This window comes from Persicitalea jodogahamensis (genome assembly GCF_014651615.1).
Lineage (GTDB): Bacteria > Bacteroidota > Bacteroidia > Cytophagales > Spirosomataceae > Persicitalea > Persicitalea jodogahamensis.
On record NZ_BMXF01000002.1, the window covers coordinates 1,076,090 to 1,100,440 of the forward strand.

The 24,351-nt window shown below is 51.5% G+C and carries 14 protein-coding genes; 11 read left to right on the forward strand and 3 right to left on the reverse strand.

Features of this window, described 5'->3' with window-relative positions; translation table 11 throughout:
* Positions 1–3 precede the first annotated feature (3 nt).
* Positions 4–2,532 carry a CehA/McbA family metallohydrolase gene (locus IE117_RS14675; RefSeq protein ID WP_189565180.1) on the forward strand — a complete coding sequence of 843 codons (2,529 nt, stop codon included), beginning with the start codon at positions 4–6 and terminating at the stop codon, positions 2,530–2,532.
* Positions 2,533–2,544: 12 nt separating this feature from the next.
* Here IE117_RS14675 and IE117_RS14680 read toward each other — a convergent pair whose 3' ends face one another.
* Positions 2,545–4,365 carry a prenyltransferase/squalene oxidase repeat-containing protein gene (locus IE117_RS14680; protein ID WP_189565181.1) on the reverse strand — a complete coding sequence of 607 codons (1,821 nt, stop codon included), beginning with the start codon at positions 4,363–4,365 and terminating at the stop codon, positions 2,545–2,547.
* 182 nt (positions 4,366–4,547) lie between these two features.
* Between IE117_RS14680 and IE117_RS14685 the strand changes: the two genes are divergently transcribed.
* The gene (locus IE117_RS14685) at positions 4,548–6,251 is read left to right on the forward strand and encodes a M14 family metallopeptidase (protein WP_308439289.1); all 1,704 of its coding nucleotides are present in this window, start codon (positions 4,548–4,550) and stop codon (positions 6,249–6,251) included.
* 42 nt (positions 6,252–6,293) lie between these two features.
* Entirely contained in the window at positions 6,294–7,580 is a 1,287-nt protein-coding gene (locus IE117_RS14690; RefSeq protein ID WP_189565183.1) for an amidohydrolase family protein, read from the forward strand.
* 131 nt (positions 7,581–7,711) lie between these two features.
* Here the strand turns inward: IE117_RS14690 and mdh are convergent, their stop codons facing one another.
* Positions 7,712–8,635: a malate dehydrogenase gene (gene mdh, locus IE117_RS14695; protein ID WP_189565184.1), complete on the reverse strand. Its 924-nt coding sequence runs from the start codon at positions 8,633–8,635 to the stop codon at positions 7,712–7,714.
* A gap of 286 nt (positions 8,636–8,921) precedes the next feature.
* Between mdh and IE117_RS14700 the strand changes: the two genes are divergently transcribed.
* From IE117_RS14700 to sov, 6 genes are all read left to right on the forward strand, one after another.
* A complete protein-coding gene (locus tag IE117_RS14700; RefSeq protein WP_229580893.1) occupies positions 8,922–9,353 on the forward strand; it encodes a YkvA family protein in 432 nt (143 codons plus the stop codon).
* 64 nt (positions 9,354–9,417) lie between these two features.
* Positions 9,418–9,624: a Sec-independent protein translocase subunit TatA/TatB gene (locus tag IE117_RS14705; protein WP_189565185.1), complete on the forward strand. Its 207-nt coding sequence runs from the start codon at positions 9,418–9,420 to the stop codon at positions 9,622–9,624.
* A gap of 115 nt (positions 9,625–9,739) precedes the next feature.
* Positions 9,740–11,188, forward strand: coding sequence for an Asp-tRNA(Asn)/Glu-tRNA(Gln) amidotransferase subunit GatA (gene gatA / locus IE117_RS14710; RefSeq protein ID WP_189565186.1), 1,449 nt, complete (start codon positions 9,740–9,742; stop codon positions 11,186–11,188).
* A gap of 95 nt (positions 11,189–11,283) precedes the next feature.
* Complete coding sequence (locus IE117_RS14715) at positions 11,284–13,011, forward strand: lytic transglycosylase domain-containing protein (RefSeq protein WP_189565187.1); 1,728 nt, start codon at positions 11,284–11,286, stop codon at positions 13,009–13,011.
* 200 nt (positions 13,012–13,211) lie between these two features.
* Positions 13,212–13,802 (forward strand): Holliday junction branch migration protein RuvA, encoded by a 591-nt coding sequence (ruvA, locus tag IE117_RS14720; protein ID WP_189565188.1) that lies wholly within the window; start codon positions 13,212–13,214, stop codon positions 13,800–13,802.
* Between the two features lie 146 nt (positions 13,803–13,948).
* Positions 13,949–21,130 (forward strand): T9SS outer membrane translocon Sov/SprA, encoded by a 7,182-nt coding sequence (sov, locus tag IE117_RS14725; RefSeq protein WP_189565189.1) that lies wholly within the window; start codon positions 13,949–13,951, stop codon positions 21,128–21,130.
* An 88-nt stretch (positions 21,131–21,218) separates the two neighbouring features.
* On the opposite strand, the gene IE117_RS14730 is transcribed toward sov, so the two are convergent.
* A complete protein-coding gene (locus IE117_RS14730; RefSeq protein WP_189565190.1) occupies positions 21,219–22,316 on the reverse strand; it encodes an endonuclease/exonuclease/phosphatase family protein in 1,098 nt (365 codons plus the stop codon).
* 155 nt (positions 22,317–22,471) lie between these two features.
* On the opposite strand from IE117_RS14730, the gene rimP reads away from it, so the two are divergent.
* Both rimP and nusA read left to right on the forward strand, forming a co-directional pair.
* Positions 22,472–22,954, forward strand: coding sequence for a ribosome maturation factor RimP (rimP, locus tag IE117_RS14735; protein ID WP_189565191.1), 483 nt, complete (start codon positions 22,472–22,474; stop codon positions 22,952–22,954).
* An 83-nt stretch (positions 22,955–23,037) separates the two neighbouring features.
* A complete protein-coding gene (gene nusA / locus IE117_RS14740) occupies positions 23,038–24,279 on the forward strand; it encodes a transcription termination factor NusA (protein ID WP_189565192.1) in 1,242 nt (413 codons plus the stop codon).
* The last annotated feature ends 72 nt before the right edge of the window (positions 24,280–24,351 follow it).

Consider the following 24,351-nt stretch of genomic DNA (forward strand, 5'->3'; position numbering starts at 1 on the left):
GATATGAGGAATAGGAAAGGTGCTTTTCTTTTATGGGGATTGATGGTCGTTTGCTTGCTCACCGTGGCCCCGGTCCTCGGCGGTGAAATCGTTCGGTTGAATCAAAAAAACCTTTCGCTGCTTCCGGGTGGGAAGGAAGTGGATGGCATGGAAGGCGACTGGCTTATGCGCAATGATCTGGTCGTGGCCGTCATTGGGGCGGCTTATTCTGACCGGGAGGCCAACCAGATGGTGTCGTCCATTCAGGGGGCGGTGATCGACTACACCAGTCGACGGGCCAACAACGACCAATTGGTGGTGTACTACCCGCAGGGCGCGCGGGTAGATGTGGCTTCCGCCGACACCATCATTGTTCTGCGGGCCACCGGGGCCAGCGTTCAGTTGCGGGCAATCAGGTACCCGACGCCCGCCGAACCCTTCACTTCTTCGACGACTTACACCCTAAATGACGGCGAAGGTTTCCTGCGGGTGACGACGACTTACGAGAACAAAACCAGCGAACCCGTTACAGTTCGCATCTATGATCAATTGCGTTGCGACAACAAAGTGGACAACGTGGCTCCGAAAGAATCAAGTCATCTGGCTTATCTCCAGAACGACTGGTATCACGCAGCTTATGGCGTAGCTACTACCGATCAAAAACTCTACACCGAAGGGAAAGTGGGGCGCAAAAACCTGATTAAACTGGGCTACGAAATTCAGTACGCGGAGGATTCCGTGCGGCTATCGCCGGGCCAGCAGATTACGGTTTCGCGCGTGCTCCTCACCGGAGCCGACGTAGCGGATTTGCAAAATCAGTACATGACTTTCAGTGGCGAAAAGTACCCGTCGCTGAACATCGATCTGAAAAATACATCTGGGAAAGCCGTGGCGGAAGCCTTTGTCACGGTTCGGGATGCGCAGGAGGCGGTACTGTCTTCCTCCCTGACTGACGCCTCCGGGCGGGCGCGGTTGTACCTGCCGCCGGGCCGTTATTTCGTGGACGCTACCAAACCAGGTCACGATACTTTACGCCGGGAAATTTCGATCCCCACGGAAAAAACGATTTCCCTCGTGATGCAGCCCCAAACGAAGTTGCTGCTACAAGTAACCGGTACGAATGGAGACATGCTGCCCGTGAAAGTGGAGTTTCGGGGCACAAAGGGAACGAAAAATCCGATGCTGGGTCCCGACACGCGCAGCGAAGGCGCTTTCAATTTGTTTTACAGTCACACCAAAGATTTTACCGTACCGCTACCGCCGGGCAACTACCAGGTTATTGTATCACACGGTCCGGAGTACCAGGCCGAAGTCAGGAAAATTTCAGTAGCTAGGGGAGAAACCAAACCTCTGGCGATTCAGATGAACCGATTATTCTCGACGCCCAACTGGATCATTGCCGATTTGCATAACCACTCCACGGGTAGCGGCGATTCCAACGTGGGCCGCGAGGACCGGATCATTAATCTGGCAGCTTCCGGAATTGAGTTTGCCCCGGCTACTGAGCACAACCGCATCAGCTCCTATACCGACGTTATTGGATCGTTGGGGTTTCAAAACTTGATTGCCTCAGCGGCGGGTATCGAGCTAAGCGGACGACCCGGACCGGGCGACATCAACCACCAAATCGCTTTTCCGTTGCGGACGCAAGCGGGTCGGCGCGGGTACGGCGCTCCCAAAACGGATAAGGACCCGCTGGTACAAATGAGTCGCCTGTACCATTATGATCAAGACCGATTCAAACTCATGCAACAAAACCACCCGAATATTGGCTGGCTATATTTTGACAAGGATCGGGATGGTGAAATAGACAAAGGCTTCGGAACGGAGAGTATTACGGATGTCATGGAAATCCGGGAAACGCTGGCGGATCTGCCGGAGGCAGTCAATGGCGGCAACACGGATACCCGCTCGTTCCACTGGCTGCAGATGCTGAACATGGGCTACCGGATTTTTGGCACCGCCAATTCGGACAATCACACGGTGGGTCATGGTAGCGGTTCGCTGTTCAACTACGTGTACGTCAAGCACGACAAACCCGCCGAAATCGACCCGGTGGAAGTTGCTGAACAGGTCAAAAAAGGTCGGGTAGTGATCAGCGACGGGCCTTTTCTGGATGCCAGGGTAAACGGGGCGCTGCCCGGTGAAGAGATTAAAGCGAAGGACGGGAAGGTCAATATTCTGGTGAAAGTACTGACCGCCGATTGGGCGCCCGTCAATACGGTCCAGATTCTAGTCAATGGCCGGGCGGACAGCAGCCTTATTTTTAGCCAAAAAACGCATCCGGTCATGTTCAAAAAATCACCCGCCATTTTCGCAGAAACCATTCCCCTGGTTTTGAAAACGGATGGTCATATTATTGTGATGGCTTACGGAAAGGACGAGAATATTGGTCTGGTGACGGGTGGGAAAATGAAAACGGCGCTGCCCATTGCCCTCGCGAATCCTATTTTCGTGGATGTAGATGGCAACGGTTTCACACCCAACCGGGATTTGCTGGGACAGCCTTTGCCTACCGGGAAAAAGAAAGGTGACGAATCGGAAGTGGAGTGAGAAGGTAGCCAACTACCACCACTGCCATTCCGAGCGATGTTTTTTGAGATACGCCACCGCCGCCGGAGCACCGTAGTACCGGATTTCGCCCGACTCGTACCGGATCACGCAGACCAGTCGCCCATTTTGCGCGGCGTCGATGTAATTTGCGTAGTGATAATCTTCGGCAATGTATACGTTACGAAACTCATCGAGGTACTTCCGCCATTGGTTGATGTCACCGTGGGCATCGGCGTCGGCCACGATGGGCAATTGGCCGATCCACCGTTCCTTATAAGGAAAGTGACGCATCCAGTCGGAATTGCCGAAGTGCGCCCCCGGAATGGCGTTGTAGCCCGCTTGTCCATCCAAGCCGTCGTCGTAAACTTGGTACGCGTTGGTCATGGTATAATCGAGTTCCGGGTAAAAAAGCGTGTTCAGTTTCAGCATGGGTTTGATGACCTGCTCCTTAAAGTCTGTCCAGGGCAGGCCAATTTTTCCCGCTTGATAAGCCGCATTGTAAGCCGATAACTCCGAGGTCGAGAGATTGGGAGGAATGAGCAAATTGGAAACATGGTCGGCCCGCTGTCCGCTGGGCCATTGCAGCCGATGGCTGTAATTCTCGGGAAAATCCACGATTTCCAGGGAGTAGCCTTTTCGCTTGGCGTAGGCACGCGCTTGCTTCACCATCTGGCTCATTCCTTCGAGCGTATCGATTTGTTTCTCCGTAATCTTGACCGCTAAAAGATTGAAACCCATTTCAGCGGCCGCATCGACCATACTGCTGTCGCCCGGAGGACTCTTGTGCTCCGCCTGGAAAATACGGTACTTTCCTTCCGGAATTGTCGCCGTAGTTTCGTCAGTCATTTGCTTTTGGGTAATACCACGTCGGGCGTTTCCCGCTAAAAGTTGCGCAGAATGCACGGCGTAATAGGTACTATACAACCGGGACTTCCAGCCGGGCCGGTCGCCGAAGCCGCCGTCAGGATTTTGTAAGGAATTGATCCAGCGCAGACAGGCTTTTTCGTCCGCTGATTTTGATCCCAAAGTTTTCAAAGCCCGGATGGCGGCCCAGGTGTACCACACGTCCGGTTGGTTACTGTGCGCCGTAGCCGACGGACTCCACCGGAAACCGCCCGATGATGTCTGGCAGGCGCGGAGCCAGGCGATGCATTTCTCTTTATTCGGCATGGGTACTCCCAAGGCAGCCAGCGTCATCACCGCCTCGCAGGTAGCCATCAAGTGGGCGTTATCCTCCGTTGTCCTGGCCAGGGAATCCAAGCCTTCCACGAAGCCTCCGCCAGGCGCTTGGCGTTTCGTGATAAAAGACTTTACTACCTCTGGATTGGTAATGGTGGCTCCCATTGTTTTAGCTGACCCGACGAGGTGCCAAAGCGAAGGCAGATCGAAAAACTCCCCCTCGGAATACTTGCGTAGTTCGAGGTAGCTGGTTCGGGGTTTGTAATAAAGTTGCCAGGGTTTTTTCGTCGTTACCCCGGGTTCATCCGGTCCGGGTTGACCAAACAATCGGTACAAATCCACTTTTTGGTAGAATGACCAGTACCAGGGACCATTTTTCCAGAGAGCTTTTTCAATCCATGCCTGTTGCCCATTTTTGAAACAGGAGTCGGCGTGGGGAACGGGTACTTTTAAAAGATTTAGGGTATACACCGCCGGATACGTCCAGGCCAGATCGGTATAGTCCATGTCGTACGGTCCAAAAGCTCCGTTTGGCTTTTGGCAAGACAAGACGTAGCGTGCGGCCGCATCGGCGTCAATTTGCACGGTTTGGGCGGTAGTGCGGTGTCCAATAATCAGAAGCAGACATGTAAGATAAAGTAGGGGATTTCTCATTTTGCCTGAATCCTTGATGATTAAAATAAGAAAATGGCCGGGGTGAATAACCAAACTCCTGCTGAATGAAAATTTGTCTTACATTGGACGTCAATCCCACCTTGCCATTTTACAAAAGAATTGAAACTAATCCGTTCTCACCTGAAACGATGCCAAAATTTTTATTAATCACCTTTTTACTTGTGTCAAGTACCTGCGCTTTTGCCCAATACGAAACCCGTTTTGAAAAAAGCAAAGGTACCCAAACCCCTACCTACGAAGAGGGAATTGCGTACTACCAGCGCTTGGCAAAGGATTTTCCGCAGATCCAGATACAGACTAAAGGGCCTACCGATAGTGGCAAGCCGCTGCACCTTGTACTCTACTCCCGGAACCGGCAATTCGACATTGCTAAACTCAAAGCGCAGGGGAAAGCTATTTTGCTGATCAATAACGCTATTCACCCCGGTGAGTCCGACGGCGTAGATGCCTCCATGATGCTGCTACGTAATCTGGCCCTGCACCCGGAACGCTTTCCTCAACTCGATAGCATAGTGCTGGCCATCATTCCTTTTTACAATATTGGCGGAGCTTTGAACCGCAACAGCACCACCCGCGTCAACCAGGACGGGCCGGAGGAGTACGGCTTTCGAGGCAATGCCCGAAACTACGATCTCAACCGTGATTTTATCAAAGCCGACACCCGCAACGCCCGTAGTTTCGCCGCCATTTTTCACGAGCTCGACCCTGATCTGTTTGTCGATACCCACGTGAGCAACGGAGCCGATTACCAATATGTGATGACGCTGGACTATACGCAAGAGAACAAACTTGGCGGCGTCCTGGGTGATTTTCAGCGTAACACTTTCCTGCCGTATTTGTATAAACACATGAAAGAAGCGGGCTACGAAGCTACGCCCTATGTTAATGCCTGGGGGCAGACGCCGGACAAAGGCTTCGTGCAGTTTCCTGACTGGCCCCGCTATTCCACGGGTTACGCGGCCCTGTTTCACACCATCGGCGTGATGACCGAAACCCATATGCTCAAACCCTACGACCAGCGGGTGAAAGCAACCTACGCGTATCTGGAAGGTACCACTAAACTACTGGCGCAGTACCGCCGCTCAATTCTTGCGATGCGAAGGGAAACCAAAGCAGCCGTGAAGACACAGAAAACGTTTCCCCTGACCTGGCAGGTTAATCGCGAAAAGCCTTCTCAGATCGAATTCAAAGGTTTTGAAGCAGAGTACCCCAATAGCCAGGTAAGCGGCCAAAAGCGGCTTTTTTATAACCGGGACAAGCCTTTTACCAAAACGATACCTTTTTATAACCAATACGAACCCGTCGAGACTGTGGAGAGGCCGGAAGCCTACGTCATTCCGCAGGGCTGGCATAACGTAATCGAGCTGCTAAAACTGAATGGTGTTCAGATGCGCTCATTGACGCAGGATTCAGTCATGAAGGTAGAAGTGTATCAGATTGGAGATGTAAAAACTTCATCTCAACCCTACGAAGGGCATTACTGGCACACAAGCGTAGATATGAACAAAGAATCGAAAGAATTATCGTTTCGAAAAGGCGATTGGTACGTTCCCGTAAACCAGGAAATGAATCGCTATATCGTCGAGACCCTCGAACCGAAGGGCGTGGATTCATTTTTCAAGTGGAATTTTTTCGATACCATTTTGCAGGCGAAAGAAGGATTTTCGGCTTATGTGTTTGAAGACCTAGCGGCGAAACTGCTAAGCGATTCACCTGAACTGCAAAAAGCTATGAAAGAGAAAATTGCGGGAGATGAGGCGTTTGCCAAGAGTGCCGATGCACAGCTTGATTATATTTATGAGCACTCGGCCTACCGCGAAAAGGAGTATATGCGGTACCCGATTTTCAGGATTCCGGCGCGATAATTTTAAGGCATACAGAGAGCTGATATATAAACATCAATCCCAATGAAATTTTCTGCCAAAATTGTTCTCCTGCTGTATCTCAGTATGGTTGAGTGCAAAAGTCAGCCATCGGCTGACCAAAGCTACACTGCCTTCACCGGAGCCACCATCATTGATGGTCGCGGAGGGGAACCGATTCGGGATGCCGTATTGGTCATCCGAAACGGCCGAATCGTGTCAATTGGCACGAAAGAGAATGTCGGAGTTCCTGCGAAAGCCTCAGTGGTGGATGCATCGGGCAAGTTCATTATGCCCGGCATTATTAACGCCCATGGCCACGTGGGCGACGTACAGGGCATCGAAGGCGGGCATTACTCCACCCAAAATATCATCGACAATCTAGCGACTTACGCCCGCTACGGTATTACCACCGTCGTAAGCCTGGGTGGTGATCAGTCCGAAGCTGTGCCGTTGCGGGCGGTCAACGATTCGTCTGCCACCCAACGGGCGCGTCTGTTTATCGCGGGTGAAGTGATTACCGGAGAAACCCCCGCCGAAGCCGTGGCGGTCATCCGAAAGAATGCAAAAATGGGCGTGGATTGGATGAAAATAAGGGTAGATGACAACCTGGGTACCTCTCCCAAAATGACCGAAACAGTCTATCGTGCGGTGATAAAGCGTTCGCACGAACTGGGTTATAAAATCGCCACCCACATGTACTACCTCGCCGATGCCAAGAAACTACTTAAGGCGGGTAGCGATTTTCTGGCGCACAGCGTACGCGACCTGCCCGTCGATGAAGAATTCATTCAACTCATCAAGGCAAAAAACGTCGGCTACTGTCCGACTTTGACCCGCGAACTTTCGACCTTCGTCTATGGCGACACGGCGGCATTCTTTTCCGACCCCTATTTTCTGCAAGAATACGACCAGGCCACCATCGAGCCACTGCTTGATCCGGCCAGCCAGAAGAAAGTACGTGGGAGCCGGGCTGCCCAGATGTATGAGCAACAGCTTCCGACGGCCATGGCAAATTTAAAAACGCTTCAAGACCAGGGGGTACCTATCGTCTTTGGTACTGACAGCGGCATCCCGAAGCGTTTCATGGGCTATTTCGAGCAGTTGGAAATGGAAATGATGGCCGAGGCTGGCCTCACGCCGATGCAAATCATCAAGTCGGCTACCAAAAATGCCGCTGAATTTATGAACCTGAAAGATTTGGGTACTTTGTCGAAAGGTCATTGGGCTGATTTCCTGATTTTGGACGCCGATCCGCTGGCGGATATTCGGAATGTTCGGAAGATCTCCGGCGTGTATATCGGAGGAGAGAAGGTAGAGCGTAAAAATTAACTTTTTTCATAAAAAAACCGGATCACCAGCAAGCTGCCAATGATCCGGTTTCCCGGGCAGGTAGTTTCAAAAGAATCACTTTTCAACTACTGGTTGATTCTCAACCTGTCCACTATCAATTCTCAACTACACTAAGCGATTGCTCCGTTCATGTTCCGTACCGCGTCAGCCGACTTAGCGAAGGCTTCCTTTTCGGCGTCGCTCAGGCGGATATTGACGATTTTCTCCCAGCCGTTACGACCAAGTACCACCGGTACCCCGATGCAAATGTCCTTCTGCCCGTACTCGCCGTTGAGCATTACGCTGCAAGGCACGATGCGCTTCTGGTTACGGATAATGCTTTCCACCAGCATTGCGGCGGCCGCGCCGGGAGCGTACCAGGCCGAAGTACCAATGAGTTTGGTCAGCGTAGCGCCGCCCACCATGGTGTCAGCCGCTACTTTTTCCAGCTTTTCGGCTGATAGGAAACGGCTTACGGGCAAACCGTTGTAAGTAGCCAGGCGGGTAAGCGGAATCATGGTCGTGTCACCGTGTCCACCGATCACCATGCCGTGGATGTCGTTAGGCGACACGTCCATTGCCAGGGCCAGGTAGGTCTTGAAGCGGGCGCTATCCAGTGCACCGCCCATGCCGATGATGCGCTTCTTGGGCAATCCTGATTCGCGGAGAGCCAAATAAGTCATCGTATCCATCGGGTTGGACACCACGATGATGATCGCCTTGGGCGAGTACTTTAGAATATTTTCAGTAACGGACTTGACGATGCCGGCGTTGATACCGATGAGCTCCTCACGCGTCATACCCGGTTTGCGCGGGATGCCCGAGGTAATGACAACCACGTCCGAACCTTTGGTTTTTTCGTAATCGTTGGTCGATCCAATGGGCTTGGTATTGAAGTTGAGCAGCGCGGCAGTTTGGTACATGTCCAAAGATTTACCTTCGGCCACGCCTTCCTTGATGTCGAGCAAAACTACCTCTTCGGCTAGTTGGCGGCGGATGATGTTATCGGCGGTGGTGGCCCCGACGGCCCCCGCGCCTACGACAGTAATTTTCATAGGGTATATGGATAAAAAAAGTTTAAGATTAATTTTCGCTCCAAAATTAGAACGGATAATCCGTTAAACCCGGCTTCATGCCCAAATTTTACACCAAAATAAGGGGAGGAGGCCAACATGCTGTCAGTACAAATGCATTTCTGCGACAACCATACTTGATAAAGTTGCGTAAATGATTGGGACAACAAACCAGAGATGAATCGGGGATAAAGGTTGGGTAGTGCAATTTTTTAGAAAAGCATTTGGTTATAAAGCCGACGGTTTATTATAACTCCAAATCCATACTATGGCTAACAGTTCACTGCTTACGCAGGTTTTAAAGTCAGTTTTTTTTAAAAAAGCTACGGGTAAGGCTGGGCAATACGCGTCGAATAGTTCGAAGCTCTATAACCTGGCCCAGCAGGTACTTAAGAAGACGAAGGACAGCGATTTTAAAAGCGAAGCCGCTGAGGCAAAAGACAAGATTTTTGTTCTGGTGCGGTTAGTTCGGGCCTACGCCTCCGGCGAATACCGGAAATTGCCCTGGAAAAGCCTGCTGTCCATCGTTGGCGTTTTGATTTATTTCGTCTCGCCGCTCGACTTTATTCCCGACTTCCTGCCCGTGGTGGGCATGGCCGACGACCTGGCTCTGGTGCTGTGGCTCTTCAAGAGTGTAAGCGGCGATTTGGCTGATTTTGCTGAGTGGGAGAAAAAAACCAAGACCATCAACATCGGCTGACAAAACAATTTTTGTTTGGCAAGAAGTATTAATTAAATTTGTATTCATTTAAAATTCAATGAACATGGAATTCGGATCAATTTTGGCATTTATGGGACTGGGCGGACAGGAGATTTTCCTCGTAGCGCTGTTTATATTACTTTTCTTCGGCGCTAAGAAAATCCCTGAGCTGATGCGCGGCCTCGGTCAGGGTATCAACGAGTTCAAGAACGCGACCAAAGACGTGAAGGAGAATATTGAGAAAGGTATGGAAGACCCGATGAAAAACTAAAATCGTCGGCATTTCCCCCTTTTTCCTCGACGGAGTCGGTTTGGGTTAGACTGTAAAAAAGCCTATGCCTTATCGACTCTGTTTTTGTTTTTCAGAAGACAACTTCCCTCCTGAATTGAAAGATTACCAAACACTCGCCGCAATTCAGCATGATTTGAAAACGGGCGTTTCAACTTGCGTCGAACTGGTCAGGCTGTACCTTGCCCGCATCGAAGCAGAACAACATCTTAATGCCTTCGTCGAAGTCTATTCCAGTGATTCCCTGCAACGGGCGGAGGAAATAGACGCCAAATTGACCGCCGGGACCGCCGGGCGTCTTGCCGGCCTTGTGCTGGGTATCAAAGACGTACTTTGCTACGCCGCGCACGGTGTGCAGGCAGGCAGTAAAATCCTCGATAATTATAAATCACCTTTTACGGCCACGGCGGTGCAACGATTGCTTGATGAAGATGCCATCATCATCGGTCGGCAAAACTGCGACGAATTTGCAATGGGCTCGTCCAACGAGAGCTCCTACTTCGGCGTGGTGCGCAACGCCGCCGACCGGGCACGGGTACCGGGCGGCTCCTCAGGAGGCTCAGCGGTAGCCGTTCAGGCCGGGCTGTGCCATGCCTCGTTGGGCAGCGACACGGGAGGCTCTGTACGACAGCCCGCGGCTTTTTGCGGCGTAGTCGGCCTGAAGCCTTCCTATGGTCGTGTATCACGTTGGGGGTTGATTGCCTACGCCTCATCGTTTGATTGCATCGGGCCCATTACAAAAAGCGTGGAAGACGCTGCCCTGCTGCTGGAAATAATGGCTGGAGCCGATGAGTTTGACAGTACGGTTTCGACGAAGCAAGTACCGGCTTATTCAAAGTCCCGGACCTGGAATGAAAGTCAGAAAGTCAGGATAGGGTACCTGCGCGAGTCCGTGGAAAGTGAAGCGGTCGCTCCCGCAATCCGGCAACGCACGCTGGAAGTCATCGAGCAACTGCGCGAGCAAGGCCATACAGTGGAGCCTGTAGAAATGCCGCTCCTCAAATACGGCCTCCCGACTTATTATATTTTAACTACCGCTGAGGCGAGTTCTAACCTCGCCCGCTTCGATGGCGTCCGGTATGGCTACCGCAGTCAGCAGGCCAGCGACCTGGAAAGTCTTTACAAGAAATCCCGCACCGAAGGCTTTGGGGAGGAAGTACGCCGGCGAATTTTACTTGGCACTTTTGTTCTGAGTGCAAATTACTACGACGCATACTATACCAAGGCGCAGCGCGTTAGAAAACTGATACGCTCAGAAACCGAGCAGCTTCTAACCCGATACGATTTTCTGATCTCTCCCGTGACGCCAACCACCGCTTTCAAACTGGGAGAAAAAACGGATGATTCCCTGCAGATGTACCTGGCCGACATATTCACCGTAGGAGCCAATGTTGCCGGTACGCCCGCAATTGCCATTCCTAATGGGCTGGATGAAAACGGTCTGCCCATTGGCCTGCAAGTGATGACTCAGGCTTTCGAAGAAGAAAAGTTACTGTCTTTTTCACAATATATGTCCGCAACCATCGCCACTCCGGAAAAAGTATAGTAGTTTTTTACTATTTCTGACTTTGTAAAATACCAAATCAAGAATTTCATAGGGAAAGTAATATTTTTTCTATCTACTAAACCTCTCTGACGCTGATGAACTTTACCAAGCGAGTCGTGAATCTGACAGCCTTTGCCGCACTTGTTTTGTGCAATCTCCCCGTTATGGCAGTGCCGCAACTGCAACAAGACGAAATCATTTACGAATCCGATACGCTTAGTGTGGCCGCAACCGAGTTGGTTGCCGAAATTGAAGAACCCGCCAACCGGGTGCCGACCGATTTGGTCCGGGAGCGTTTTGGTTTGCTCCAAAAGAAAATTCCCCTGGTTTATCACGCAGAGTCCCACAAATTTGTGGAGTACTTCATCTATACCAAGCCCGATTTCACGCGGCGCATGATGGAGGACAAAAATCTGTTCTTCCCGATTTATGAGCGCACACTGGCCAAGTACAACATGCCGGACGAGCTGAAGTACCTTTCCATGATCGAGTCAGGACTCAATCCCAAGATTATTTCCTATGCCGGAGCTGGGGGGTTATGGCAATTCATGCGAGCTACGGGCCGGGAGTTTGGCCTCAAGCAGGATTCGTACATCGACGAGCGCTTCGACCCCGAGAAATCTACCGATGCAGCCTGCCGGTACCTGCGTCAGCTTTATAACATTTTTGGCGATTGGGAAATGGCCCTGGCCTCCTATAACTGCGGCCCCGGTAATGTAAAACGCGCCATGCGCCGTAGTGGTGGCAATACTTTCTGGGGCATATATAACGCGCTTCCCAAGCAAACTCGTGGTTATGTACCTCAGTTTGTGGCCATTCTGTATATGATGAACTATGGTGAAGACCATGGCATCGTCCCCAACGTCACGCAGTTTCCGACAATTACCGACACCATTCAGGTAAACGGGTACCTGAACCTGACCACCTTTGCGGCATTGAGTGGGGTGACCATGGAAGAAATACAACGCCTCAATCCGCAGATTATCAGCGATGTGTTGCCCGACTACACGCGCGGTTTTGCCCTGAAAGTACCTGCTCAGAAATTCGCATTTATGCAGGCCGACAGGCTGGCCATCCTTGACTCAGCATCCAAGAGAGGTACACCCGGCACTATGCTGGCATCTGCTGAAGGGGACGGCGAGTACATGACAAAGCGGCTGCGTCATACCGTTCGTAGCGGCGAAACACTGACTTCCGTGGCCCGGCGTTATGGTGTGAGCATCAGTGAAGTAAAAAGCTGGAATCGGCTGAGAAGCAGCAAGCTGCTTCGCGGACAACGCCTGACGATCGTTCGGCAGGTACGCGTCGCTCCGCGCCCGGCAGCTAAGGCAGAGGTCACTTTGGCCAAAAACACCAGCACAAAGCAAATTCCTGATACCACCGAAGACGAAGATAACGAAGAGCTGGTAGCCGATGCGGAGGAACAGCCTCAGATCAAGCCTGCTAAAACTACCAAGCCGCAGACCACTGCGAAAACAGCCACTTACATTGTCCGCCGGGGAGACAACCTGACCGAAATCGCCCGCCGGCACGGTGTCAGCATCGACGATGTGAAAGATTGGAACGATCTGAGCAGCGGCAAGATTCTGGTAGGCCAAAAATTGAAGATCGTGAACGAGAGTCCGGCGAGCATCAGCACCGCCGTAGCTTCGGCCAAAAGTGTCGGCGTGAAGGTGACACCCAAATACCACACGGTGCAGCGCGGGGATACCCTCTGGACCATTTCGCAACGCTATGGCCTGTCAATCGATAAGATTAAAGCCGCCAATCGTATGAAAGACAGCAGGATCAGAGCCGGTATGAAGCTTTTGATTACAGGATAGTAATTCAGATAGTACAAATACTCACCACCCGCAGGAAACTCCGGGTGGTGTTTTTTATAACGGAAAGTGGTAAAGCGACACAACGACAGAGATTCTGAAAAGGCCAAAGTTGGCTTGGCGGAAAACTTGATCCAACCTTAGTCCTGGTATTGTGTAGCTTTGCCACTCTTTCTTTTTGTGACTTTGTCGCTCTCCAAAAAATGATCGCTTATCTAGAAGGAAAAGTTGCTTACAAAGACCCTGCTTACGCCATCATCGACGTACAGGGCGTTGGTTACGAGGTTCGCATTTCGCTGCAGACCTACTCCGCCCTTCCTGAGGTGGGAGAGAAGAGCAAAATAGTCACTTACCTCAACATCCGTGACGACGCTCACATTCTCTTTGGTTTTGCCGAGCCGGATGAGAAAACGCTTTTTCTGGATTTGGTGGGCGTATCGGGTGTTGGGCCGGCAACCGCGTTGGTGATGCTCTCCTCGCTATCATCCTCCGAGATTCGCCACGCTATCATGAATGAAGATGTTCGGGTAGTGCAATCGATCAAAGGCATTGGTTCCAAGACTGCTCAGCGCGTCATATTAGAGCTCAAAGACAAAATGCGAAAAGATTCGCTTGCCTCGCCTGTGCCGTTTTTGGCCGGAGTGTCGGGTGGCAGCACCCGTAGCGAAGCTTTGGCAGCATTGGTCACGCTGGGTATTCCCAAGGCCGCTGCCGAGAAGAGTCTGGACACGATTATCAAGCGCGAAGGCGATCAGCATACCGTCGAGGAACTCATAAAATTGGCTTTGCGATAAGCTTATTTTTAATTTTATCCCGCCAAAAGAATATTGGCAAGGTTTTGGCCGTTTTGTCACTAGCATGACGTCCCCAGGTCGAGGTTTATTGGGATTCTTGCCCTAGTTGCCCGACTGTACCCTCTTTTAACCAAGTGCGATAGGCTTTGTCAGGAACCATCTACCAGTTTTTACTCCGCACCGTTGCCCTTACTGTCGGCGCCTATGTCATAGCCGATACGACAGGGAACATTACGCTCTCTACGCAAGGTAACGTAGGCCGGTTTGTTGCGTATGAACCCGCGCTTTCGGAAGCCGACACGACGGGTGACAGCCTAAAAAAATCGGGCCGCAGCCCCCGGCTGGACTGGCAGGACTACTACCGCAACCGCTTCACCGATCCGCGACCACGCTCATCTTATTACCTGGACGATCCGACCAACATCGGTACTACCATGCGTCTCGACAGCACGGGGCGGGTAGTGATCGAGGAGGATGTCAAAACGCAAAATGGTTCGCTCAATTACCGCCCTTCGGAAAGCGTTGATCTGCAAACCTATAACGAAATGCAGCGTCGGCGGGCGTTTGAAACGTTGATGCGCGAATATTCGGCGCGGCTTGACGGCAAGAGTGCCATGGGCGGACGCGGGCTGCTGCCCAAACTCGACCTCCCACCTGCTCTGGACAAATTGCTCGGTCAGGATTTTTCTGATTTTAAACCCAATGGTTTCGTAGCGCTCGATTTTGGGGTACTTCACCAATTCATTGACAACCCCTCGATTCCGATCCGACAGCGGCGGAACACCAATTTTATTTTTAATGAGCAGATCAACATTAACTTCAACGCCAAGATTGGCGACAAGCTTGGTTTCCTGACCAATTTCGATACCAAGGCCAGTTTTAATTTTGAAAACGCTTTAAAGCTAAATTACAAAGCGCCCGAAGAGAGTCTGGTGCGCAAGCTGGAAGCGGGCAACATCAGTTGGCCGATTAACAGCCAGTTGATTCCGGGCGTGCAAAACCTTTTCGGGGCAAAGGCTGAACTGCAATTTGGACGACTGAATGCCACCTTCGTGGGATCGGTACAGCGATCGCGTAAAGAGAGACGGGTACTGCGCGGCGGGGCACAAACCCAGGACTTCGAGATCAGGGCCGATTTCTACGACGAAAACCGACACTTTTTCCTGGCGCAGTATTTCCGGAATATTTACGGAGGTTCGCTCAAATCGCTGCCCGCTATCACTTCGGGCGTGACGATCACCCGCCTGGAAGTGTACGTGACCAACCGCACTACCAACACGCAGTCATTGCGCAATTTGGCTGCCTTTGCCGATTTGGGCGAGCCGAATCCCTACAAGAGAAATCTTCCGGCCGTCCAACCTATTCAACCCAAACTACCCGCCGACAACGAAAGCAATGGCCTGTACCGTAGCTTGCGTGAGAATGAGGCGTTCCGCCAGGTGGATCGCACCACCTTTGAGTTGACCAACACGCTTGGGCTGGAGAAAAGCGTAGACTTTGAGGTACTTCGGGGGGCCAAGCGGCTGCTGGGTGAGAGCGAGTATCGGTTCAACCCGCAATTGGGCTACCTCTCTTTGACCGTGCCATTGCGCAATGACGAGGTACTTGCCGTAGCTTATGAATACACCTTGAACGGCCGTGCTTACAAAGTAGGCGAACTGACCGAAGATTATCAGAATCGCAGCGACGACGAGGTGATCGCCCTTAAACTGCTCAAATCATCCACCATCCGGAACAATACCCAGTTGCCGATGTGGGATCTGATGATGAAAAACGTCTACGCCCTCGGTACCAACCAGATAGACCGACAGGGATTTCAATTAAGGGTTATTTATAAAGACGACCTCACAGGAATCGACAATCCCAACCTACAGGAAGGCCGTAATCTGCAAAACAAGCCATTGCTGCGGGTGATGGGTCTGGATCGCCTGAATCCGGTTAATGACCTTCAGCCTGACGGCAATTTTGACTTCGTGGAAGGCATTACTATCGATTCCCGCACGGGGCGCGTATTCTTCCCGGTACTGGAACCTTTCGGCTCCAATCTGGCCCAGTATTTCGACCCCGATGAAGATATTTTGAAGAACAAATACGTCTTCCCGGAACTATATAATACTACCCAAATCGATGCGCAGCAGATCAACGAGCGCAACAAGTTCTACCTGAAAGGCGCCTACCAGTCGGCGGGCGGCGCCGAGGTGCAACTACCCTACGGCGTGTCGGAAGAATCGGTCACGGTGACGTCAGGAGGCGTCTCGCTGTCGCCCGGTGTGGATTTTATTGTGGAGGCACAGATTGGCCGCGTTCGGATCATAAATCCAAGTGTCCTCAACTCCGGGCGCGAAATTGTCATTGAGTTCGAACGTCCCGATCTGTTTAATAACCAAATCAGGACGCTTTTCGGCACTCGCCTGGATTATCTGGTGAACAATGACATCAGCATTGGTGCCACGGTGATGAACCACCGTGAAACGCCTGCCGGGTTCCTGACCCGCGTCGCCATTGGTAATGAACCGACCAACAATACCATTGTGGGCTTTGACGCCAACATCAGAAAAGATGCGCCCTTCCTGACCAAATGGCTGGATAAACTACCCTTGCTCCAAACTAAGGAGCCGTCTAGCATTCAGTTCAAAGGTGAAGTGGCCAAGTTATTCCCCGGCGTGTCGCCGCTGGTCAACGACCGATCGCTGGTGGACGACTTTGAGGCTGCCCGTACCATCTACGACCTCACGCGGCAGCCGACGCGCTGGCGGCTGGGTTCCACGCCGCAGCAATTCCCGCAGGGCTCCCCGGACAATCCGCTGGAATACGGCTTTCGAAGGGCCAAAATAGCAGCTTATACGGTGGATAACTTATTTCAATCTAACGGGTTGGGCTTCAATCTGCGTCCCCCCAATATCACCCCCGAGGATGTACAGAATTTTTATGTGAAACTGTTCCTCCCACAGGATCTGTTTCCTGGCAGATCGGTGCCGCCGCTCGCCCTACCGCAGAATATCCTGGACATAGCCTACTATCCTAGCGAGCGTGGAATGTACAACTATAACCCCGACCTGGACAACAACGGGCGTCTAAAAGACCCGCGCCGTAATTTTGGTGCTATCAGTCGGGCCGTTACTTCGGACATTGACTTCGATAACGCCAACATCGAAAATATCGAGTTTTGGCTTATGGACCCTTTCATCGGGGGAGAGAATGGAGCAATTGACGATGGATTTGAGAAACAGAACAACACGACAGGGGGGAAACTGGTCTTCAATCTGGGTGATATTTCGGAAGATGTAGTACCTGATGGACGTTTTAATTTCGAGAACGGCTTACCGGTAGAACCCCGGCCCGGTATCAATGTGGATAGTACTGCCTGGGGCCGTGTGACGAAGGAACAGTTTATTATCAATGCTTTCAGCAACGAGGCGGGCGCGCGGGAGAAGCAGGATGTCGGTCTTGATGGCCTGAACAGCCAGCAAGAGCGCGTTTACTTTAAGGAGCGTTTTCTGGATCGCTTGCCCCCTACACTTACTCAGCAGGCTCGTGACCGAATTCTGGCCGACCCATCCGGTGACGACTTTCAGTTTTATTTGGGGGAAGAACTTGATATTGCTGATGCCAAAATTCTGGAACGGTACAAAGAGTTTTTGGGCATGGAAGGCAACTCTCCCGAAAGCACTGCCAGCAACGCCAATGCTATCGTTACTCCAGCCTCTACCAACCTGCCCGACTCTGAGGATCTGAATGTGGATAACACGGTCAACGACAACGAAGCCTACTACGAGTACGAGATCGACCTGAAACCCAATCGGCTTGATATTGGGCAGGGTTTCATCGTAGATAAAACTGTGGCTCAAGATGGTAGCAACTGGTACCTTTTCCGAATGCCGGTCAAAGAATTCACCCGCAAAGTGGGACAAATCAACGGCTTCAAGTCCATCCGTTTTGTACGCATGTACCTGACTGACTTCCCGCAACCCGTGGTACTTCGCTTCGCGCAGTTGCAGATGGTGGGCCAGCAATACCGCAAGTACCTTTCGGACCTCGATGCTCCCGGCTTGCAGGAAGTACCCGAGCCTTACGATGCCCGCTTCACGGTGGGAACGGTCAGTATCGAAGAAAACAGCCAGGCAAACAACTCCAATAAAAAGTACGTCTACGCCGTGCCACCAGGCTGGAAGCGCGACCGCGACATCACGCAGCCTACCCAAAATTTTCAGCTCAATGAGCAGTCGATGAGCCTGTGTGTGACGGATCTGCGTGACGGAGATTCGCGGGCTGTGTACAAGAATGTTAATATCGATATGCAGTTCCGCAAGCGGCTGCGGATGTACATCCACATGCACAACGATGACAACCAGAACGGGCAAACCGGAGCTTTCTTCCGGCTGGGTACCGACCTGACTCAGAACTACTACGAAATAGAAATTGCCAATCTGCAGGCCACCCCGGAGAACATAAGCGCCCCGGATGCCGTGTGGCCCGAGCAGAACGAGATGAATGTGGCCTTCGCGGACCTGATTGACGCCAAGGCACAACGCAACCGCTCCGATGGAGCCAGGAGCGTTCCCTACTCCGTTGACATTATCGACCAACTGACGGGCCGTCCTTACCGCATCACCGTGGTGGGCAACCCTGACCTGAGCGCCGTGCGGGTAATGATGATTGGGATGCGTAATCCGAAAACGGCCGACGAGCAGAACAAGAGTTTTTGCCTGTGGGTGAACGAACTGCACGTGGAGGGCTTTGATCAGACCGCGGGAGAAGCGGCTGTTGCTCAACTCAACGCTAAACTGGCCGACTTCGCCACGGTAACGGCCTCGGGGCGCATCGAAACTTTCGGCTTCGGCAGCGTGCAGCAGCGCATCGGTGAACGTGCCCGCTCCACCACCAGCGAGTTTGGTATTTCGTCCAATATTCAGGTCGACAAGCTATTGCCGCAGCAATGGGGGTTCAGTATCCCGCTTTACGTCAACTACGACAGGCGGCGCATCGTGCCCCACTTTAATCCGTTGGACCCCGACACGGAGCTGACTACTTCGCTGGAAAACCTCGATGGACCCGAGGCTCGCGACCGCTTCCGAAGGCTCGTGGAGGATAACACCGTGCGGCGGGGAATCAATCTTTCCAATGTCCGAAAAGTCAAAACGAAGGAAGGTGCGAAAACCCATTTTTACGATTTTGAGAACCTGGCGTTCACTTACGCTTACAGCGACATGCTGCGCACCAATATCCTGACCCAGGAATATTCCCAGCGAATGTACCGTGGCGGAGTAGCGTACACTTTCTCTGCCCAGCCAAAAGCTTTCGAACCCTTCCGCAAGTGGGAGACGGAAAGTCGTTATCTGAATTTTATCAAAGACTTTAACCTCACGCTGCTACCTACCCAGGTTTCGGTGCGGGCGGACGTGGACCGGAGCTTTACCAAAACCCAACTCCGAAACTCTGACCTGACCACAGCGGGCATGCAGCCCTTCTATGAAAAGTACTTCTGGTTCAACCGCTATTATGATCTGAACTGGAACCTGACGCGGAACGTGGTGCTGCAGTACAACACCGTGGCCAATGCCATTATCGACGAACCGCAGGGCGATATCAATACCGAGGTGAAGCAGGATTCCCTTTGGGATAATTTTAAGAAATTAGGGCGGATCAAGAATTTTGACCAGCGTATCAGGCTCACCTATCGGCTACCGCTGGACAAGCTGCCGCTTACGGACTGGATTCGAGCGGATTACAATCATACCATCGCGTACAACTTTCAGGCGAATGCCCTGGGACTGGTAGATTCCCTGGGCATTCCGTTTGGCAATATCGTGCGCAACAGCCGCGAGCGTGGTGTCACGGGGCAGGTGGATTTCGTCGCTTTGTACAATAAGCTCAAATACCTGCGCTTCGCCAACTCTCCTTCGCAGGAGCGCAAGAACTTTGCCCGCAGTCCGGGCGACATCGAAGACCTGCCCGCTCCGCCGAGCAAGGCTTTGAAAAATATTGCCAGGGTACTTATGACGGTTCGCGGAATCAACTTCAGCTACACCGTACTGGAAACTACCGCTTTGCCGGGCTTCCTGCCCACGCCTCTCTATTTCGGATTGTCTGACGCCAACGCACCGGGCTTACCCTTCGTGCTGGGCAATCAGGACCGGAACATCCATGTACGAGCGGCCGAAAATGGGTGGATTACGCCCAGTGAAGTACAAAACCAGCCATTCCAGCAGACTGTCCAGAAAAACTTTAATTTCAGAACGACTCTGGAACCTTTCAAGGATTTCAGGATGCAGATCGAGGGGCGGCTTACCCGGCAGGATGCCTACCAAGAATTCTACCGACCTGATGCGCCCGGCGGCTCGTATCTGAGTCAGAGCCCGGTACGCAACGGGCAGTTCAGCATGTCGTTCCTGTCGTTTCGGACGGCATTTGCCAAAATGCAGCGGGACAACGAATCACCGGTATTCGACCGATTCCGGGATTACCGGACTGTTCTCAAAGACCGTCTCAATCAGGAGAATAACAGCGGTGGCGAGTACAACGAAAACTCGCAGGATGTGCTGATCCCCGCTTTCTTTGCGGCTTACACGGGCAAAGACCCGAATACTGTACGTATTTCGCCCTTTCTGGGCTTTCCGATGCCCAACTGGCGCATTGATTACAACGGTTTGTCGCAGGTGAAGCCCTTTCAGAAGTTGTTCAGTTCATTCACACTGACACACAACTACAATTCTACCTATAGCGTCGGTAACTTCACTTCTTCGTTGGGCTATGAGGCTTTGTATGTCAACCTGGCGGTGACAGGCTATCCGCTCTCGAGCCGGAATAACTATCTGGGGCAGTACGTCCCGGTGTTCGTAATGAGTACCGTGACGATGCAGGAAAAATTCTCGCCCCTTGTCGGTGTCAACTTCCGCACCCAAAGCCGCATTACGGGCCGGGTGGATTATAACCGTGACCGTACCATTGCCCTGAATCTGGCTAACTCGCAGGTAGCTGAACTATTCAATCAGGATCTGACGATTGCCATCGGTTTTACCAAAAACAATGTGGCGATTCCGTTTAAAATAAACGGGGTGAAGAAAAAGCTGAAAAATGACCTGATCTTCAATTTCAGCATGACCTTCCGCGACACGCGATCCATTCAGCGGAAGTTCGACGGGCAGATTATCCCCGTGGCCGGAAACATCAACTTCCAGCTCCGACCTACGCTGGCTTATCAGGTCAACAACCGTCTGAATGTGCAATTCTATTTCGACCGCACCTTCAACGATCCGCTGGTGACCAACTCATTCTACCGCTCCACCACAGCGGGTGGTGTACAGGTGAAGTTCAACCTGGCCGAGTAGTTTCCCTTGGTTGAAAGTGGATAATTGACTGTGGAGGGTACTTTTGCTGAAAAACATTTCAGCTCGAATACAAGTGAAAAATAGCCGGCTACTTGACCAGGTATCTTCCAATCAAGGGATAATGGTCCGAATAGGGAACCTGGTTCAGGGTGTTGAAGTCAAGAAGTTCCAGTTTGTTACTGTCATAAAACTGGTTGTCTATCCTAATGAAATAGGGGAGGTGATTGTAGGTAAAGCCAAAGCCGCTGCCTTTTTGTTCGAAGGCGTTGGCAAGGTACTTGCGCAAACTCCCGTACACATAGCTGTAAGGCGTTTCATTGAAATCTCCGCAAACAATGGTCGGGTGCGGCGTATCGTCGATCCAGCTTTTCAGTAATTTAACTTCCTCGCCTCTCTTCTCGAAGCCTTTCCGCATTTGCTTGTATGCGTACTTGGCCTCGTGCTTGGATTTTTCGTAGTCATCCTTATTCACGATCGCAGACAATTGTAGCGTCATTGAGTAGAGGTGTACATCAATCACGCTGACTGTATCACCCTGCCAGGCAATGTCTGCTTGCAACAAACCATTCTGCCCGCTGAAAAGCGTATCGCGAATGGCTACAATAGGGTACTTTGAGAAAACGGCCATTCCGCTCCGGCTAGTTTCTCCCTGACTGAGTTTTCGCAGAAACGAATGGTACTTATATCCCTTTCTTTGCAACTTTTCGGTGAAGTTGAAGTCGGCCATGCCTTCGTGGTCGAAATATTCCTGAAGGCAAAGCACGTCAGCATTCTGTTCACTGATCCAGGTGCCAAACTTTTTTACCGTTTCCTTATTGTTACCATACTGGTAATCATAAAGACCAAAGCTGAAAACGTTGTAGTTCAGTACAGTCAGAGGTTCTCTGGTACTAATTTCAGAGGGTAAAGATGGTTCGTCGGAGGTTCTTCGAAACTGAAAAGTTCTGGCTAAAAAAGGGTAGCCAACGATCAGAACGAAAAGGGTCGTCACTAGCCGTTTCGGGGCCAGCAGGGCCCAGACAAGCAAAAAGGCCGTATGGAAGACCAGCATCACGGGCAGCGACAGCATCAGGAAACCCGCTACCCAATGCGCACTCGGTATCCAATAGGTGAGCGCATAGATCAGCAGTGTGTAAAGGACCGCTATTTTATATAAAGACCACAGGAGGCCACTGAAAAGACGCATAGGGAGGGATCAAATCGTAAAAGTAAGACAACCTGACGAATAAATCTGTGAGTAACGGGTGTTTGTAGAAATTCTAAAATAGTATTATCTTTGCGGCACAATTTCGGTTCAATACAAAGGTTGAGGGGATATTTAATCCCCTTTTTTGTTGCAATATGGCGTTCAAAGAACAGATTGAATCATTTTTGGAACCGCTTCTGGAAGACGGAAAATACTTCATCGTTGATATCCAGTTCAAGCCTGTGCGGGGGAGTCAGAAAGTGTTGATACTGCTGGACAGTGACGAGGGAATTACGATTCAGGAGTGCGCTGACATCAGCCGGCAACTCGGGAATGACCTCGAAGCCGCCGAGGTAGTCGAAACGGCTTATACATTGGAGGTGTCGTCGCCCGGCCTTGATCAGTCGTTGCGGCTGCCGCGCCAATTCCGTAAGAATGTCGGTCGTGACCTGAAAGTGACGTTGACAAGCGGTGAGAGTATGACCGGAACGCTGGTGGAAGCTAAAGACGACAGTATCGTGTTACAGCTTCCACTACCTAAGAAGAAAAAGAAAGTCACCGAAGAAGAACAAGACCTGCGTCCCGAAATAGCGCTTGGGAACATAGCAAAAGCCTTGGTGCAGGTCTCATTCAAATAAAAAATAGGAAGGCGCTTAAAACAGATATTGAACGAATAACAAGATGGGGTTTTTAATTTTTAACTCTCAATCTCCATTAATTTATGGACAGCTCAATTTTAATAGATTCGTTTGCTGATTTTGCCAGCACGAAAGCCATCGATCGTCCTACGATGATCAGCATCTTGGAAGAAGTATTCCGCACCATGATTCGAAAGAAGTATGGTACAGATGACAACTTTGATGTCATCATAAACCCCGAGAACGGAGACCTGGAAATGTGGCGTACCCGCGAAATCGTGGACGATAACTCGGAGGATATCTGGGATCATGACAAAATACCCCTTTCCGAGGCCCGGAAGATCGAGGAAGACTTCGAGGTGGGCGAAGAAGTTGCAGAGGAGGTCAAGCTTGAAGAATTCGGCCGCCGCCTTGTTCAGACTGCCCGCCAGACCCTGATCCAGAAGATCAAGGATATGGAGAAAGAGCTCCTGTACGAAAAGTACAAGGATCAGGTTGGGGAGTTGATTACCGGTGAGGTGTATCAGACCCTGCGCCACGAACTGATCGTGTTGGACAGTGAGGGTAACGAGCTCACAATGCCTCGCAACGAGCAGATTCCCAAGGATCGTTTTCGCAAGGGCGAAAGTGTGAAGGCCATTATCCATAAGGTGGAAATGAACAACGGCACGCCCCGCGTCACGCTGTCGCGTACGTCGCCAATGTTTCTGGAGCGGTTGTTTGAGATCGAGATTCCTGAAATATACGATGGCCTGATTTCCGTCCGACGCATCGTGCGCGAACCGGGCGACCGAGCCAAAGTGGCCGTTGAGTCTTACGACGATCGCATCGATCCCGTAGGTGCCTGTGTCGGCATGAAGGGTTCCCGCATCCACAGTATCGTGCGGGAGCTTGGGAATGAGAATATCGACGTAATCAACTACACCGAGAACCTGGAACTACTCATCAGCCGTTCACTTAGCCCCGCTAAGGTCACGTCGATGCACATCGATCATGAAGCCAAACGGGTGTCTGTGTACCTGAAACCCGATCAGGTTTCACTTGCCATCGGCAAGGGCGGACAGAATATCAAGCTGGCCGGGAAACTTGTCGGCATGGAAATAGACGTTTTCCGTGATGTGGAAGAACTGGCCGAAGAAGACGTGGATCTGTCGGAATTCGACGACGAAATTGAAGCCTGGATGATCGAGGAGTTCCGTAAAATAGGACTGGACACCGCTAAAAGCGTGCTGGCCCTAAGCATGGAAGAACTCGTTCGCCGGACTGATCTGGAAGAAAACACCATTGAGGAAATCCTCGATGTATTGCGCAAGGAGTTTGAGTAAGGATTAGGCAGTCGTTACTTCTGCCCGCCTCCATTCAGACATTGCTTGCTTACATTTACTACCGAATAGAAG